General features: G+C 65.4%; 12 protein-coding genes. 8 read left to right on the top strand and 4 right to left on the bottom strand.

Annotation, left to right across the window (positions count from 1 at the left end; all coding sequences use genetic code 11):
• Positions 1–439: 439 nt before the first annotated feature.
• Entirely contained in the window at positions 440–2,002 is a 1,563-nt protein-coding gene (locus tag VGP60_RS30105; protein WP_327551519.1) for a GMC oxidoreductase, read from the top strand.
• A 42-nt stretch (positions 2,003–2,044) separates the two neighbouring features.
• Here VGP60_RS30105 and VGP60_RS30100 read toward each other — a convergent pair whose 3' ends face one another.
• From VGP60_RS30100 to VGP60_RS30090, 3 genes are all read right to left on the bottom strand, one after another.
• On the bottom strand, positions 2,045–2,530 hold the full coding sequence (locus VGP60_RS30100) for a carboxymuconolactone decarboxylase family protein (RefSeq protein ID WP_327551518.1): 486 nt from the start codon (positions 2,528–2,530) through the stop codon (positions 2,045–2,047).
• Positions 2,527–3,606 (bottom strand): dihydrodipicolinate reductase, encoded by a 1,080-nt coding sequence (locus VGP60_RS30095; RefSeq protein WP_327551517.1) that lies wholly within the window; start codon positions 3,604–3,606, stop codon positions 2,527–2,529. Before VGP60_RS30095 ends, VGP60_RS30100 begins: the two co-directional genes overlap by 4 nt.
• A 314-nt stretch (positions 3,607–3,920) precedes the next feature.
• Positions 3,921–5,411 carry an NAD(P)/FAD-dependent oxidoreductase gene (locus VGP60_RS30090; protein ID WP_327551516.1) on the bottom strand — a complete coding sequence of 497 codons (1,491 nt, stop codon included), beginning with the start codon at positions 5,409–5,411 and terminating at the stop codon, positions 3,921–3,923.
• Positions 5,412–5,521: 110 nt separating this feature from the next.
• On the opposite strand from VGP60_RS30090, the gene VGP60_RS30085 reads away from it, so the two are divergent.
• The 5 genes from VGP60_RS30085 to cutA all read left to right on the top strand — a co-directional run bounded on the left by VGP60_RS30085 (position 5,522) and on the right by cutA (position 9,185).
• The gene (locus VGP60_RS30085) at positions 5,522–6,103 is read left to right on the top strand and encodes a TetR/AcrR family transcriptional regulator (RefSeq protein WP_327551515.1); all 582 of its coding nucleotides are present in this window, start codon (positions 5,522–5,524) and stop codon (positions 6,101–6,103) included.
• A 423-nt stretch (positions 6,104–6,526) separates the two neighbouring features.
• On the top strand, positions 6,527–7,144 hold the full coding sequence (locus VGP60_RS30080; RefSeq protein WP_327551514.1) for a ferritin-like domain-containing protein: 618 nt from the start codon (positions 6,527–6,529) through the stop codon (positions 7,142–7,144).
• A gap of 26 nt (positions 7,145–7,170) precedes the next feature.
• Entirely contained in the window at positions 7,171–7,953 is a 783-nt protein-coding gene (locus tag VGP60_RS30075) for a ferritin-like domain-containing protein (protein ID WP_327551513.1), read from the top strand.
• A complete protein-coding gene (locus VGP60_RS30070) occupies positions 7,946–8,710 on the top strand; it encodes a class F sortase (RefSeq protein WP_327551512.1) in 765 nt (254 codons plus the stop codon). Before VGP60_RS30075 ends, VGP60_RS30070 begins: the two co-directional genes overlap by 8 nt.
• Positions 8,711–8,855: 145 nt before the next feature.
• Complete coding sequence (gene cutA, locus VGP60_RS30065) at positions 8,856–9,185, top strand: divalent-cation tolerance protein CutA (protein WP_327551511.1); 330 nt, start codon at positions 8,856–8,858, stop codon at positions 9,183–9,185.
• A 14-nt stretch (positions 9,186–9,199) separates the two neighbouring features.
• Here the strand turns inward: cutA and VGP60_RS30060 are convergent, their stop codons facing one another.
• Entirely contained in the window at positions 9,200–10,222 is a 1,023-nt protein-coding gene (locus VGP60_RS30060; RefSeq protein WP_327551510.1) for a hypothetical protein, read from the bottom strand.
• A 933-nt stretch (positions 10,223–11,155) separates the two neighbouring features.
• Here VGP60_RS30060 and VGP60_RS30055 point away from each other — a divergent pair.
• Together VGP60_RS30055 and VGP60_RS30050 are read left to right on the top strand one after the other, a co-directional pair.
• On the top strand, positions 11,156–11,743 hold the full coding sequence (locus VGP60_RS30055) for a hypothetical protein (RefSeq protein ID WP_327551509.1): 588 nt from the start codon (positions 11,156–11,158) through the stop codon (positions 11,741–11,743).
• A 164-nt stretch (positions 11,744–11,907) separates the two neighbouring features.
• Positions 11,908–12,141, top strand: a 234-nt coding sequence (locus VGP60_RS30050) for a hypothetical protein (RefSeq protein ID WP_327551508.1), incomplete at its 3' end; no start/stop codon positions are given.

Raw genomic sequence — 12,141 nt, 5'->3', positions numbered from 1 at the left:
GCGTTCTGGTCCACTACTTGAAGGGGACCGCGATCCACGCGACCGGGACCCTGCTCAGCACCGGATCGTGGCCGCGCGCGGTGGATCCGGTGGCGGAGTACAACGCCGCCCGCAAGACATCTCGCAGGGGTTAATCCAGTGCCGCCATCTGTCGACAGATGGCGGCACTTCTGTGCGGGGTGTTCTCGGGTGGAGTCTTGATCTTCGGGGGGTTCCGATGAGGGGCGCGGTGCGGTGTGGACGGTGTCTGACCTGTGCTCCAGCCGGGCGACCGGCGACAAGTTACCGATGGGTATCTAGTGACTTGGGACTCAAGCGTCAGTATAACTTGTTCTCATCGGCCTACAGTGAGGAACGTCACATGAGCGAAAAAACGGAGCGAGGTAACGGTTTCACGGGGGTCTCGCGCCGCACATTCATCGCTGGAACAGGTTCTATATTGGGGGTCGCGGCCCTCGCGGGTCACGCCACCACAGCGCAGGCGGCGACGACCGCGGCCGGTCCGATCGCTCCCGGAGCCCATGTTCCGGTGCTCGTGATCGGCACCGGCTACGGCGGTTCCGTCACCGCGCTGCGTCTCGCCCAGGCGGGCGTCGACGTGCACATGATCGAAATGGGCATGGCCTGGGACACCCCGGGGGCGGACGGCAAGATCTTCGCCAACACGACCAACCCCGACAACCGGTCGTTCTGGCTGAGAACCAAGACGAAGCAGCCCCTCAGCAATTTCCTCGGCTTCCCGATCGACCGCAACATCCCCCGCTACACCGGGATCCTGGACGCCGAGGACTTCAGCGGCATCACGGTCTACCAGGGCCGCGGCGTCGGCGGCGGGTCGCTGGTCAACGGCGGCATGGCGGTGACGCCCAAGCGGGAGAACTTCGGCGCCATCCTTCCGTCGGTCAACACCGACGAGATGTACAACACCTACTACCCGCGCGCCAACTCCGGGCTCGGCGTCAGCCTGATCGACCCGGCGTGGTTCGACACCACCGACTGCTACCAGTACGCCCGCGTCGGCCGTAAGCACGCCCAGCGCTCCGGCTTCCCGTTCGTCTTCGTGCCCGCGGTGTACGACTGGGACTACATGAAGCAGGAGGCGGCCGGAACCGTCCCCAAGTCCGCGCTGGTGGCCGAGATCCTTTACGGCAACAACTACGGCAAGAAGTCGTTGCAGAAGACCTATCTCGCCCAGATCAAGGCGACCGGCCGGGTCACCATCTCGCCGCTGCACAAGGTCACCTCGGTCTCCCCGGCTTCCGGTGACGGCTACACCGTCGTCATCGACCAGCTCGACACCACCGGCGCCACCACGTTGACCAAGACCGTGGTTGCGGACAAGGTGTTCTTCTCGGCGGGCAGCGTGGGCACCAGCAAGCTGCTGGTCAAACTGAAGGCCACCGGCAAGCTGCCCAACCTGAACGGCGAGGTCGGCAAGGGCTGGGGCGACAACGGCAACGTCATGTGCGGCCGCGCCAACCACCTCTGGGACCCGACGGGCAGCCTCCAGTCGTCCATCCCCACCGGCGGTATCGACAACTGGGCGGCGGGCGGCGCGTTCGCCGAGGTCGCGCCGCTGCCGACCGGGATCGAGACCTTCGCGTCGTTCTACCTCACGATCACCAAGAACCCGAACCGCGCGCAATTCTCCTACAACGCCGCGACGGGCAACGTCGACCTGAACTGGCAGACCGCCTGGAAGCAGCCGTCGATCGACATGGCCAAGTCGATCTTCGACAAGATCAACGCGAAGGAGGGGACGATCTACCGGACCGACCTCTTCGGCGTCTACAAGATCTGGGGCGACCATCTCACCTACCACCCGCTCGGCGGCGCGATCCTGAACAAGGCCACCGACAACTACGGCCGGCTGCACGGCTACACGGGCCTCTACGTCACCGACGGCTCGCTGATCCCGGGCAACACCAGTGTCAACCCGTTCGTCACCATCACCGCGCTGGCCGAGCGGAACATCGAAAAAGTCATCGCGACCGACTTCTGACGAAAAGGTGAGCCGGGCCCGAGCGGCCCCGGCTCACCTTGTTCAGCCGCTGTGACTCGGCAGGACACACACGGTGTCGATGCCCAGGACGTGGTTGAGCCTGCCGAAGGCCAGCCACGAGCCGATGCTCATGCTCAATTCGACGATCTCCTGCTGGGTGTAGTGCTTCGTCATCCGTGCCCAGAATTCTTCGTCGATTCCATGATGATCGAGCGCGTACCGTTCGGCGTATTCGGCGGACAACCGCGTGCGGTCGTCGAAGGCGTCGGTGGTGCGCCATTCGGTCACCGCGTCGGCGAATTCCTCCTCGACTTTCTGCCCGTCCCTTTCGGTCCGCCAGTCGAGACAGAAAATACAGCCGTTGATTTGCGCGATACGCAACCGCGCGGCCTCGAACTCGCGGAGTCCGAGGGTGGTGTTCGCGTAGACCGAAAGGGAGAAGTTCGCGGCGGCGACGCCGATTTCGGGAACCATTTCGCCCCACACGTACCCGATGGCGTCCTTGTCCTCGGGGATGTCGATGATCATTCTTGTCTCCTCGCGAGTTTGCCGACTGCCGGGCGCAGCGGGATGTCGAGTGCGTCGTAAAGTCCTGGTTCGTTGTCGACGAGCCAGTCGATGGCGCTCACCAGCCTGCCGACGGCGGTGGCGTTCCCGCCCGCGGAGCGGTTTTCGTCCTCGTCGGTGGCTTCGACGGTGACCTCGATCCGCGGCCGGCCCTCGATGATCACCCGGTGGGCCCCGGACGGATTGGGCGGTGTCGGCCAGTCCGGTGCACAGGACTCGTGGATGCGGGTGACGTGTTCGATGACGATCCGCGGCTCGCCGTCGACGATGCCCTGCACCTCGAACCGCACCGCCCCTTGGGTTCCCGCCTCGAACTCGCCCATCGTCTTGGTGCTGACGGTGGTCTCGAGCGCGCGCCGGTCGACGGTTTCGCGGACTTCGTCGAGTTCGACGCCGAGCCCCCTGGCCATCAGCCGGATCTGCCCGCCCCACACCATGGTCGGGACCGTGGCCATGAGCATCGGCGGCTCGTAGTCCATCGGCTGCCCCATGCCGATGAGGTAGCGGACCGAATCCGGCTGGTCGTAGGTGGAGTAGTCGAAGATCTCCTGGCAGCGGATCACGTCCACGGTGGTGCCGAGCCCGCTGACCAGCAGGGGCAGGACATCGTTGCCCCAGCCCGGATCCACCCCGGAGACGAACAGCGAGCCGCCGCCCTCCGCGATGGCGGCGAGCACCGGTTCACGGAGTTCGGGCGGGGCGTTTCGCTGGTCGTAGAGTGCGTACAGCGAGGGAGAGACGACCACCGTCCCCGCTCGGATCGCCCGCGTGATGTCGGCGAGCGCGTCGTCCGGGCGGATGTCACCGGACGCCGCGTACACCACGGCTCCGGGACTGGTGGACAGGACCGCGTCTATGTCGTCGGTGGCGGCGACCCCCAATTCGTAGTCGAGCCCGGCGAGGCTGCCCGCGTCGCGGCCGGCCTTTTCCGGATTGTGGACGAGTACGGCGGTGAGTTTCAATGCCGGATGGGCTTCGACGGCACGGATGGCCGCACGCCCGACATTGCCCGTACCCCAGACAACAGTGGCAATCATGTACCGCAGGCTAACTAAAGCGGTGATCCGTGCATAGCGCCGGACGGCTCTCGGAGCGGATTAATTCCGTCTCGGAATGTTCGCCGATACCCAATAACGAAGAGTGGTCACCGGCAGTGCCGGAAACACCACCGTCAAGCGACGGTCGGTCGTATCGCGATGGCCGTCAGGAAAAAGGCGAACGCCAGGATCGCCATAGAAGAGCGGATACGTCCAGCCGTTCCCGGCGCCGGATCGCCGGCCGCCAATCGGCGGGCGGCGCGTCGGCCCGCCAGTCGCCGATGGGACCACGAACTGGAGGAGGACGTCCATGGTCAGGCGGTTTCGCGGGTCGCGGTGAAAGGGATCGACATGATCGTCGACTTCGCCTTGCCGGTCATAGTGTCGCCGTCGACCGAGGCGGTGCACTTGATCTTCAGTTTGAACGGCGAGGTGAGGTGGGAGGTGAAGCCGATCTCGTCGCCGTCGACCCGGCCGTCCTGGATCGCGGTGCCGTCGAGGCTGCCGGTCAACGCGTTTCCGTTGGCACTGAGCGACAACGCGGACCGCTTCTCGCCGCTGGGCGTCTGGAACTTCAGGGTCCAGAGACCGTCGATCGGCCCGCCGGTTTCCGACGACGCTTGCCGGCGCCGGTATTCGGCGGCGCCTTCGACCCAGCGCCGGTGTTCGGCTTCGTGGTCCGGACCAGTGCCGGGGTCGGCGCCGTCGACGGCGAAGAAGCGGTCGAGGGCGTCGTTCGCGCCGACGGCGTGTTCGCCGGAGCGGGGGAGCATTTCCGCTTCGTAGCGGGTGATGGCCGCGTCGACGGTGTCCTCCTCGGCGAGCGCGCGGGCGAGTTCGGCACCGTCGAGCATCGCGAGGTTCACCCCGAAACCGCCCCACGGCGTCATGAGGTGCGCCGCGTCGCCGAGCAGGGTCACACCGGGGGTGTGCGGCCAGGTGAGGGGAGCGGGGAGGGTGTAGATCGGACGGTGGACGAAATCGCCGTCGTTCTCGCTGATGAAGGCGCGCAGGTCGGCTGACCAGCCGTCGAACTTCTTGAGCAGGAATTCCCGGACGGCGGCCGTGTCGGCGGCGTCGATCCCGGCCTTCTCGTGCCAGTCGGTGTCGGTGGTCAGCCCGATGTAGCCGCGGATGCGGCCGTCGCTGTTGCGCTGCCCGATGATGGCGCTCCCGGCGCCGTCGTTGGCGAACATGTGGCCGTCGCCGACGATCTTCGCGATCCCCGGATGGCGATTGTCGGAGTCGTCGAAATGGACGTCGAGGAACGAGACGCCGGTGTAGCGGGGGACGGCGTCGCTGACGAGGCGGCGGACCCGGGACCAGGCGCCGTCGGCGCCGATCACGAGGTCCGCTTCGGTGGTCGTGCCGTTGGCGAACTCGAGGCGGTGCGTCCCGTCGCCGAGGGGGGTCGTGGCGACGAGCTTGTGGCCCCAGTGCACGGTGCCGGGCTTCACCTGCTCGGCGAGCATGGCGCGGAGCTGGCCGCGGTCGATCTCCGGCGCGGCGACGTCGTCCTCGCTGGGGGTGAACGCGGACACCACGGTGCCGCGGTGGTCGAGTCTGGTCTTGGCCTGGCCTTCAGGCCGGGAGAGGGCGAGGAACTCGTCGAAGAGCCCGGCGTCTTCCAGCGCGATCTGCCCGGTGTCGGCGTGCAGGTCCAGGGTGCCGCCAGGGTCACGGGCGTAGACGGAGGCGTCGGTGTCGTACACGGCGGCGTCGATGCCGTGTTGTTGCAGGACACGGGCGCACAGCAGGCCTCCGGGGCCCGCGCCGATGACGGCGATGCGGATGGGGGTTTTCATGGCGCTACCTCTTTCGGAGCTACTGAACGGGCGTTCGTTCAGTGATGGCGAAGGTAGCCGAACGGGCGTTCGGTAGTCAAGTACACTCGGGGACGACGAAGGGATGGCCCATGACGAACCCCGCGGGAACCGAGCGGCGCACCGGCGCGGAGACGCGCGCGGAAATCCTCCGTGTCGCGCTGAAGTTCTTCACGGAGAAGGGGTTCGAGGGCACGTCCACCCGGGACATCTCGACCGCGCTCGGAATCACGAAATCGTCGCTCTATTACCATTTCCAGAACAAGGACGCGATCGTGCTGGGGCTCATGGAGGAGCGCCGCGCCGAGCTCGACCAGCTCGTCGAGTGGATCGCCGCGCAGCCCGCCTCGCCGGACCTGCTGGAAAAAGCCGCGCTGCGCTGGATCGGGAGCACCACGCCCGAGCGTCTGCGGCTCATGCGCCTCGCGCACGCCAACCAGCCGGTGATGAAGCGGCTCGCCGGGGACGGCAGGGACGTCCGTGCGACGTTCGGCCGCGTCGTCGACCTCCTCGTCGCGGAGGACGCGACCGAGCAGGACAGGCTCCTCGTCTCCATGGTCTTCGACACCGTCAGTGCCTCGCTGCTCGCGGCGCAGGGCACGGGAGCCGATCCGGACGTCGTGATCGCGGCCGCCCGCAGCGCCAGTATCGCGCTCGCCCGTGCCCTTCGGTAACGGATCCTGCTGCCCGTTTTCCGGGCGGCCCGAGATCTGCCGGTAATAGTTCGTAGCCGTCGGCGCGCCGGATTGCCCTGACTTCGAAGTTTTTTCCAGCGGCTGCTCATGCCCGCAAAAAGTGCACTCTACCTGCGGCTTCGTGGGTCGGCGACGGCTGCGATAAAAGATCGCCGAGCGGTACTGGTGCTCGGTCGAACGATGTGCGATGCTCCCTGTATCTCGGGCGGGTAACGGTAGATATGGGGTCGGGCCTCATCCACCGGTCAAGGTGCAGATGAATTCGCGTGCTCAATCGAAGCTCTTTCTCCATTGGCCCCTTGCTGTCTTCATGACGGCGGGTAGCGCGTTTCGCGCGAGAAGAAGAAGGTTTGGTATCTGATGCGGCCGTTCAACAAAAACAGGGTTTTCGGTGGTGAACCGGTGCTGGGCATCGCTCACGAGACCGACCGGCGGGCCTTCCTGCGGATGGCCGGTCTGGTCGGCGTCGGAGCCGGTCTGGTGGCCGGCGGCCTGATGACGGGTGCCTCCTCGGCGGCGGCGGCGGTCGTCCAGTCCGCGGACAAAGGCGACATCGACATCCTGAATTTCGCGCTGACGCTGGAGTTCCTCGAGGCGGACTTCTACGCCACCGGACTTAAGAAGGGGCTGATCAACGGGCGTGAGCTCGAACTGATCACCGAGATCGCCGACAACGAAAGCTCGCACGTCACCTCGGTGCGGGCGCTGGTCAAACAGCTCGGTGGTACCCCAGTGAACAAGCCGACCATCAAGTTCCCCGCGGATACCTTCAAGGACAAGCTGAGTTTCCTGAAGGCCGCCTCGACCTTCGAAGAGGTCGGGGTGACGGCTTATCACGGTCAGGTCGGGCTGATCAAGAGCGGCGACGTGCTGGGCGCCGCCGCGTCCATCGCGGGAGTGGAGTCCCGGCACGCGGCCGTGCTGGCGGCACTGATCGGGGGCAACGCCTTCCCCGCGCCGATCGAGAAGCGGCGTTCGAAGAACGAAGTCGCCACGATCGTCAAGCCTTTCCTGTCCTGACCCCGAAACCAGTAAGGAACACGTTCATGAACCACCAAGATCTCATCAAGGGTCAGGCCACCGACGTTTCGCCCCGGCTCGCGCTCGGCGCGTTGAACAACCGGTGGGCCATGGCCAAGGCCGCGGACTTCGCCAACGACGTGGAAGTGCTCAACTTCGCGCTGACACTGGAGTTCCTGGAAGCCGAGTTCTACCGCCAGGGCAACAAAGCCGTGCAGCTCTCCGGGATCGAGGGGAAGTTCCTCAAACAGATCCAGTCCGATGAGGAGTCACATGTCAAGACGCTCGCCGACACGATCAAGAAGCTGGGCGGGACCCCGGCCGAAGCGCCGAAGGTCGAATTCGGCGACGCGTTCGAGAACCGCAAGAACTTCCTGACCACGAGCCGTACCTTCGAAAACGTCGGCGTCAACGCCTATCTCGGCGCCGCGGGCTTCCTCAAGGACAAGGGCATCCTGCAAGCCGCGGCGGGGATCTTCGGTGTGGAGGCCCGGCATGCCGCGATCATCGGACTCCTGCTCGGCCTGCCCGCCAAGGGCGGGGTCTTCGTGGGGGACGTCGAAACCCCCAAGAGCAAGGACGAGGTCCTCGCGGCCGTCGCCCCCTTCCTCGCCGGTGGCGCGGGCGCGGGCGGCACCGAGACGGTCATCATCCCGGCCGGCGCCCCGGACACCGGCGCGGGCGGGGAGGCGAAGGACACGACCGGTCTCGTGCAGGCCACCACCGGCGGGGTACTGGTCGCCGGCGCGGCGGTCGCGCTCATCGCCCGGCACCGAATGGCTCCGCGCGGGGAAGAAGACGATGACTGAGCCGCATTACCGTTACGCTACAACGGAAAACGCCGTCTATCCCGAAGAAGTCACCCGGCTCCGGCCACGCAGCGGGCGCGTGCGGACGATCCTGCTCGTGGTCGCGGTCGTGCTGGGTCTCAGTGGTACCGGCCTGATCTGGACCGGGGTCACGCGACCGGTCGGCTTGGAACCCGTCGCCGAGGCGGGCACCATCCCCGAGGCCGGGGCCGTCATCGCGGACCCGCCCGCCGAGGCCCCGGTCGAAGAGTCGCAGCCGTCGGCGTCCCCCGCCCCGCGGGCCGTCGCGACTCCGCTGGGCCGCTCGGCGCCGGTGTCCATCGAGGCGCCGAGCATCGGGGTGACCAGCACGCTGCTGTCGCTGGGGCTCAACCAGGACCGGACGGTCGAAGTGCCGAAGGACTTCAGCAAGGCGGGCTGGTACCGGAACGGGCCGACGCCGGGGGAGACCGGCGCGTCGGTCATCCTCGGGCATGTCGACTCCGTGCGCGGACCGGCGGTGTTCTTCCAGCTGGCCAAGCTGAAGCCCGGGGACAAGGTGCGGGTCAAACGCAGTGACGGCAAGACGGCGACCTTCACCGTCGACGCGCGGCGGCAGTACCCGAAGGCCAAGTTCCCGGCCAAGGACGTCTACGGCGAGGTCGACTATCCGGGCCTGCGGCTGGTCACCTGCGGCGGTGAGTTCGACAGCAAGGCGCGCAGCTACCTGGACAACATCGTCGTCTACGCGCACCTTTCGGCGACGACGACCGTCTAGAGACATCCTCGGGCGGGTGAGTGCCGGCGTTCGACTGGGTGGGTGGCTCGTGAGTGTTTACAAGTGTTAGAGCTAACCACTGATTGGTTACCTACTTGTGACCCGGTCATATGCACGTCGCGCCGACGTGTCATAGCCTCGGCTCATGGCTGACTACTTATTGGTAATGACCGCCGCAGGCGATCGAGAGACGGCCTCGCTTCTGGCCAGCTCAGCGGTCAAAGCTCGGTTGGCGGCGTCCGCGCAGGTGCAGGGGCCAGTGTCGTCCTTCTTCTGGCATCTCGGCGAGGCAGGCGAGGGAGAAGAGTGGCAAGTGACTTTCAAGACCGTTGCAGCTCGCTACGACGAGCTGGAACGGCATTTGATCGCTACACATGCGTGGGACAAACCAGAGGTTACGGCTATACCTCTGGTCGCCGGTTCAGATCCCTACCTCCGCTGGTTGGACGCCAGCACCGCCCCATCCGTTGAGTAGCCTCCTCCGCTCATCTAGCGCGCGAGCCGATCCATCAAAGCGGCTACTTCGGGAGTGTCACGGTGACGGTTGAGTCGCTGTGACACTTCTTCTATCCGCGCTTTCGGACGAACAGATGCGACACCAGTTGCAAGATCAAGGGCACGTACAGTCGTAACGGCGGCTTGCTCGACTTCGCTGGCATCTACATACGCGTCAGCTAGCCAAGTTGTGTACAGCGCTTTGTCTCGGGCGTGCGTATCGTCAAAGCCTTCAAGTACGGACTCCAGAATTGGGACAGCACGCAAAGGGCGTCGGAGTTGAGTCCAGCATCGACCGGCCATGATGTCCATTTCGACAGCGTCGACCCAGAATACCCAGTCAGGCTCGGGCCGATCATCATGAGCGTTGAGCGCCTCGCGTGCCAAAGCGAGGGCGGTATCGGTCTCTTTGGCCTGGCCAGCTACGGCGTGGGACCACGCAAGCCGTTCCAGTAGAAGCGCTCGAACTTTTGGCGTAGCAGACTTCTGCGCTTTTTCCCACGACGCGGCGGCTGTGCTTACACCGTTCTGCGACGTCGCGGTCATTTGATATGCAAGAAAAGCGAGTGCATTTCCTGCAAGGGCTAGATCATCAGCTTCTTCCGCTGCTGCCAGACTGGTCATGTAGTGAGTTTTTGCAACCGAGTACTGTCCTGCATCAAACGCAGCCCATCCCGCAAGTTGCGCTTGTTCACCAAGAAGCGACTTTAGCTTTAAGCCGGTATTTGAATTGTAGATACCAGATTTAAGAAGATCCGTGGTGTTCGACACCTCGGCCGCATATAGGTTATAAGTGTCGGCGCCGCCCATAAAGTTATCAAGTCTCCGCAAGCGTGCATTTCTGCTATATAGTCGCCGCACATCCTCGCTGTCGACCCTGGACCCAAGCGAATGATCAGAAGTATGGGACAGGGGTAATGCAATGGCCGCCATTGCGCCAATGAAATCACGTCGTCGCACGGGGTCATCTACCTCCTCGGGATCAACTTTTTCGCGCCGACGTTCAGTGCGCGTCACTATGACAGCGCACTCCAAGTCTGCTACCGCAACGCCGAAACTAGCGGCAGAGTGTCCCTGCCAGTAGGGCGTAGGTAGTCGCGACTCGTTTTCCCACCGCGAAACCTCGTTGCGGGTCACCGGTCGCCCCGCCAGTTCAGACAACAGCTCAGCCTGTTGTTTCTGAGACCGGCCAGACTGGCGCCTCAAGCTTCGGAGCATGGGCCCAATCGTCGGCTCGCCCATCCTTACACCCCTGCCAGTTGTGAAACCAATTTCATGGAGCCGTTCTGGCTCCCCTTTGTGGCCACCCCCGTGAATGGCCACCCCTGCTGGCTACTCCCGTAAGCGACGTCCGCTGGTTGTCTGAGCATCGAGCGGATTACTCGATCTTAGTCGAGTTCAGAGCGTACGGAGCGGATATGTGGACTGAGCTAGGGCGGCTTGTCTACCTGGTGGAACTTGAGGTGCTGTGGTGACGGTGGCGATGCGGGCTCGTATGACGTGGGTGACGTCGTCGGGCAGGCCGGTGGATCACGCGGTGGCCGATGAGGCGATGTCTGCGGGACTGTCGTCAGGCGGCGTGTACATGGCGCTGTGTGGGGTCGAGTTCTTGCCTGCGTCGATGGCTGCGGCACCGGGCCAGGTGTGCTCCGCGTGCCGGTTGTTCTTGGAAGCGCGGACGTCGATGCGGACTGTGGAGGCACGGTTGGGCGCGACGCGGCATCGGTTGCGTCGGCCGGGTCCGTTCGCGCGCTTGTTGGCGGCGTTGTCCGTCTCTGATGCTCCGGCCGTCCCGTCGCCGCGTACGCCCCCCGCCGTGGCATCCCCGGACGGGGCGGCCGGGCTGTACCCACGGCAGGGCCGGGGAGAGAACACGGGAAGCAGCGTTCCCGGCCCCCGGCCCCGCCGTGTTCCACCCGCGTGCATGACGTCGCGTCGAAGGGAGGCGTGATGGCGGTGGAACTGGCTATGCACGCGGACCGGCGTGAGTTCGTGCGGTCGGAGGTCTTGGAGTTGGTGAGCCATGGGTGGGGTGTGGTGCCGGGGTCGGTGTGGGATGGGCAGCGCTACACCCAGGGGCATACCGGGTTGCCCACGGTTGGGCTGGTGCCGGTGATGGTGTCGGGCCGGTCTATGTCGGTGGCGCGTGAGGCGTGGTCGTGGTGGTCGGTCGCTCCCTATGGTGTGTTGGCGCGCGTCGGCGAGAAGTTCGAGGTGCTCAACGTCTCGTCGGACCTGGTTTCGGCCGCGTTGGCGACGGACGACGGTGCGACGAGGTCGTGCCCGGTGATGCGCTCCCCTGACGGCGACTCCGCGCGTCTGATCGTGACCCAGGGGACACGGTTGTGCGGGGCGCTGGGGTGTTTGGCGGGCGTGACTCTGGTCAGGGGTGGGTCTCTGGTGCCGCTTCCGCCGACGGAGACCGCCGACGGCGCGTGGTCGTGGTGGATTCACCCGGCCGACGTTGGTTACCGGTCAGGGAATGGAACGGCAGTACAAGACGCGCTGATTTCGCAGGTGCGGGGCGGTTGGGTATGAGCGCGCTGACGCGGGTGGCTGGGGAGTTGCGGTGGGGTCCGTGGTGGCGTGCCGAAGGGATGCATTGGCATGGCTATCAACGGCCTGGGCTGGGACACCCGGACCCACAGACAGACCGGATGCAGCGACTCACGGCCGGGCCGGGGGTGTATCTGGTGACGCCTGTGCGCGCGGCGTTGTGGATCAACGATCGGTTGTCTGATTTGGACGGCATGGTGTCGGTATGGGACACCGACCGCGATCGGTGGCAAGAGTTGTGCCCGGCGGCGTGGTCAGTGGCGGTGCGCTCCACGGTCATCGCGTACACCGCGCAAGGCCACGAGGTGTACGCGGTTGCGCGGTCACGGCTCGGCAATCACGCGTTTTTCCTGGAAAGCGCGCTCGACCACGCGTGCCCC

This window comes from Amycolatopsis sp., assembly GCF_036008905.1.
Taxonomy (GTDB): Bacteria; Actinomycetota; Actinomycetes; order Mycobacteriales; family Pseudonocardiaceae; genus Amycolatopsis.
The sequence above is the reverse complement of the archived record's forward strand: the minus strand, read 5'-3'. Positions and strand labels throughout refer to the sequence as shown.

Excerpts from the sequence above, each read along its gene's own strand:
- cutA (WP_327551511.1), top strand. The coding sequence starts at position 8,856 with ATGGCTGACTACTTATTGGTAATGACCGCCGCAGGCGATCGAGAGACG.
- VGP60_RS30090 (WP_327551516.1), bottom strand. The coding sequence starts at position 5,411 with ATGAAAACCCCCATCCGCATCGCCGTCATCGGCGCGGGCCCCGGAGGC.
- VGP60_RS30095 (WP_327551517.1), bottom strand. The coding sequence starts at position 3,606 with ATGATTGCCACTGTTGTCTGGGGTACGGGCAATGTCGGGCGTGCGGCC.
- VGP60_RS30075 (WP_327551513.1), top strand. The coding sequence starts at position 7,171 with ATGAACCACCAAGATCTCATCAAGGGTCAGGCCACCGACGTTTCGCCC.
- VGP60_RS30070 (WP_327551512.1), top strand. The coding sequence starts at position 7,946 with ATGACTGAGCCGCATTACCGTTACGCTACAACGGAAAACGCCGTCTAT.
- VGP60_RS30055 (WP_327551509.1), top strand. The coding sequence starts at position 11,156 with ATGGCGGTGGAACTGGCTATGCACGCGGACCGGCGTGAGTTCGTGCGG.
- VGP60_RS30100 (WP_327551518.1), bottom strand. The coding sequence starts at position 2,530 with ATGATCATCGACATCCCCGAGGACAAGGACGCCATCGGGTACGTGTGG.
- VGP60_RS30085 (WP_327551515.1), top strand. The coding sequence starts at position 5,522 with ATGACGAACCCCGCGGGAACCGAGCGGCGCACCGGCGCGGAGACGCGC.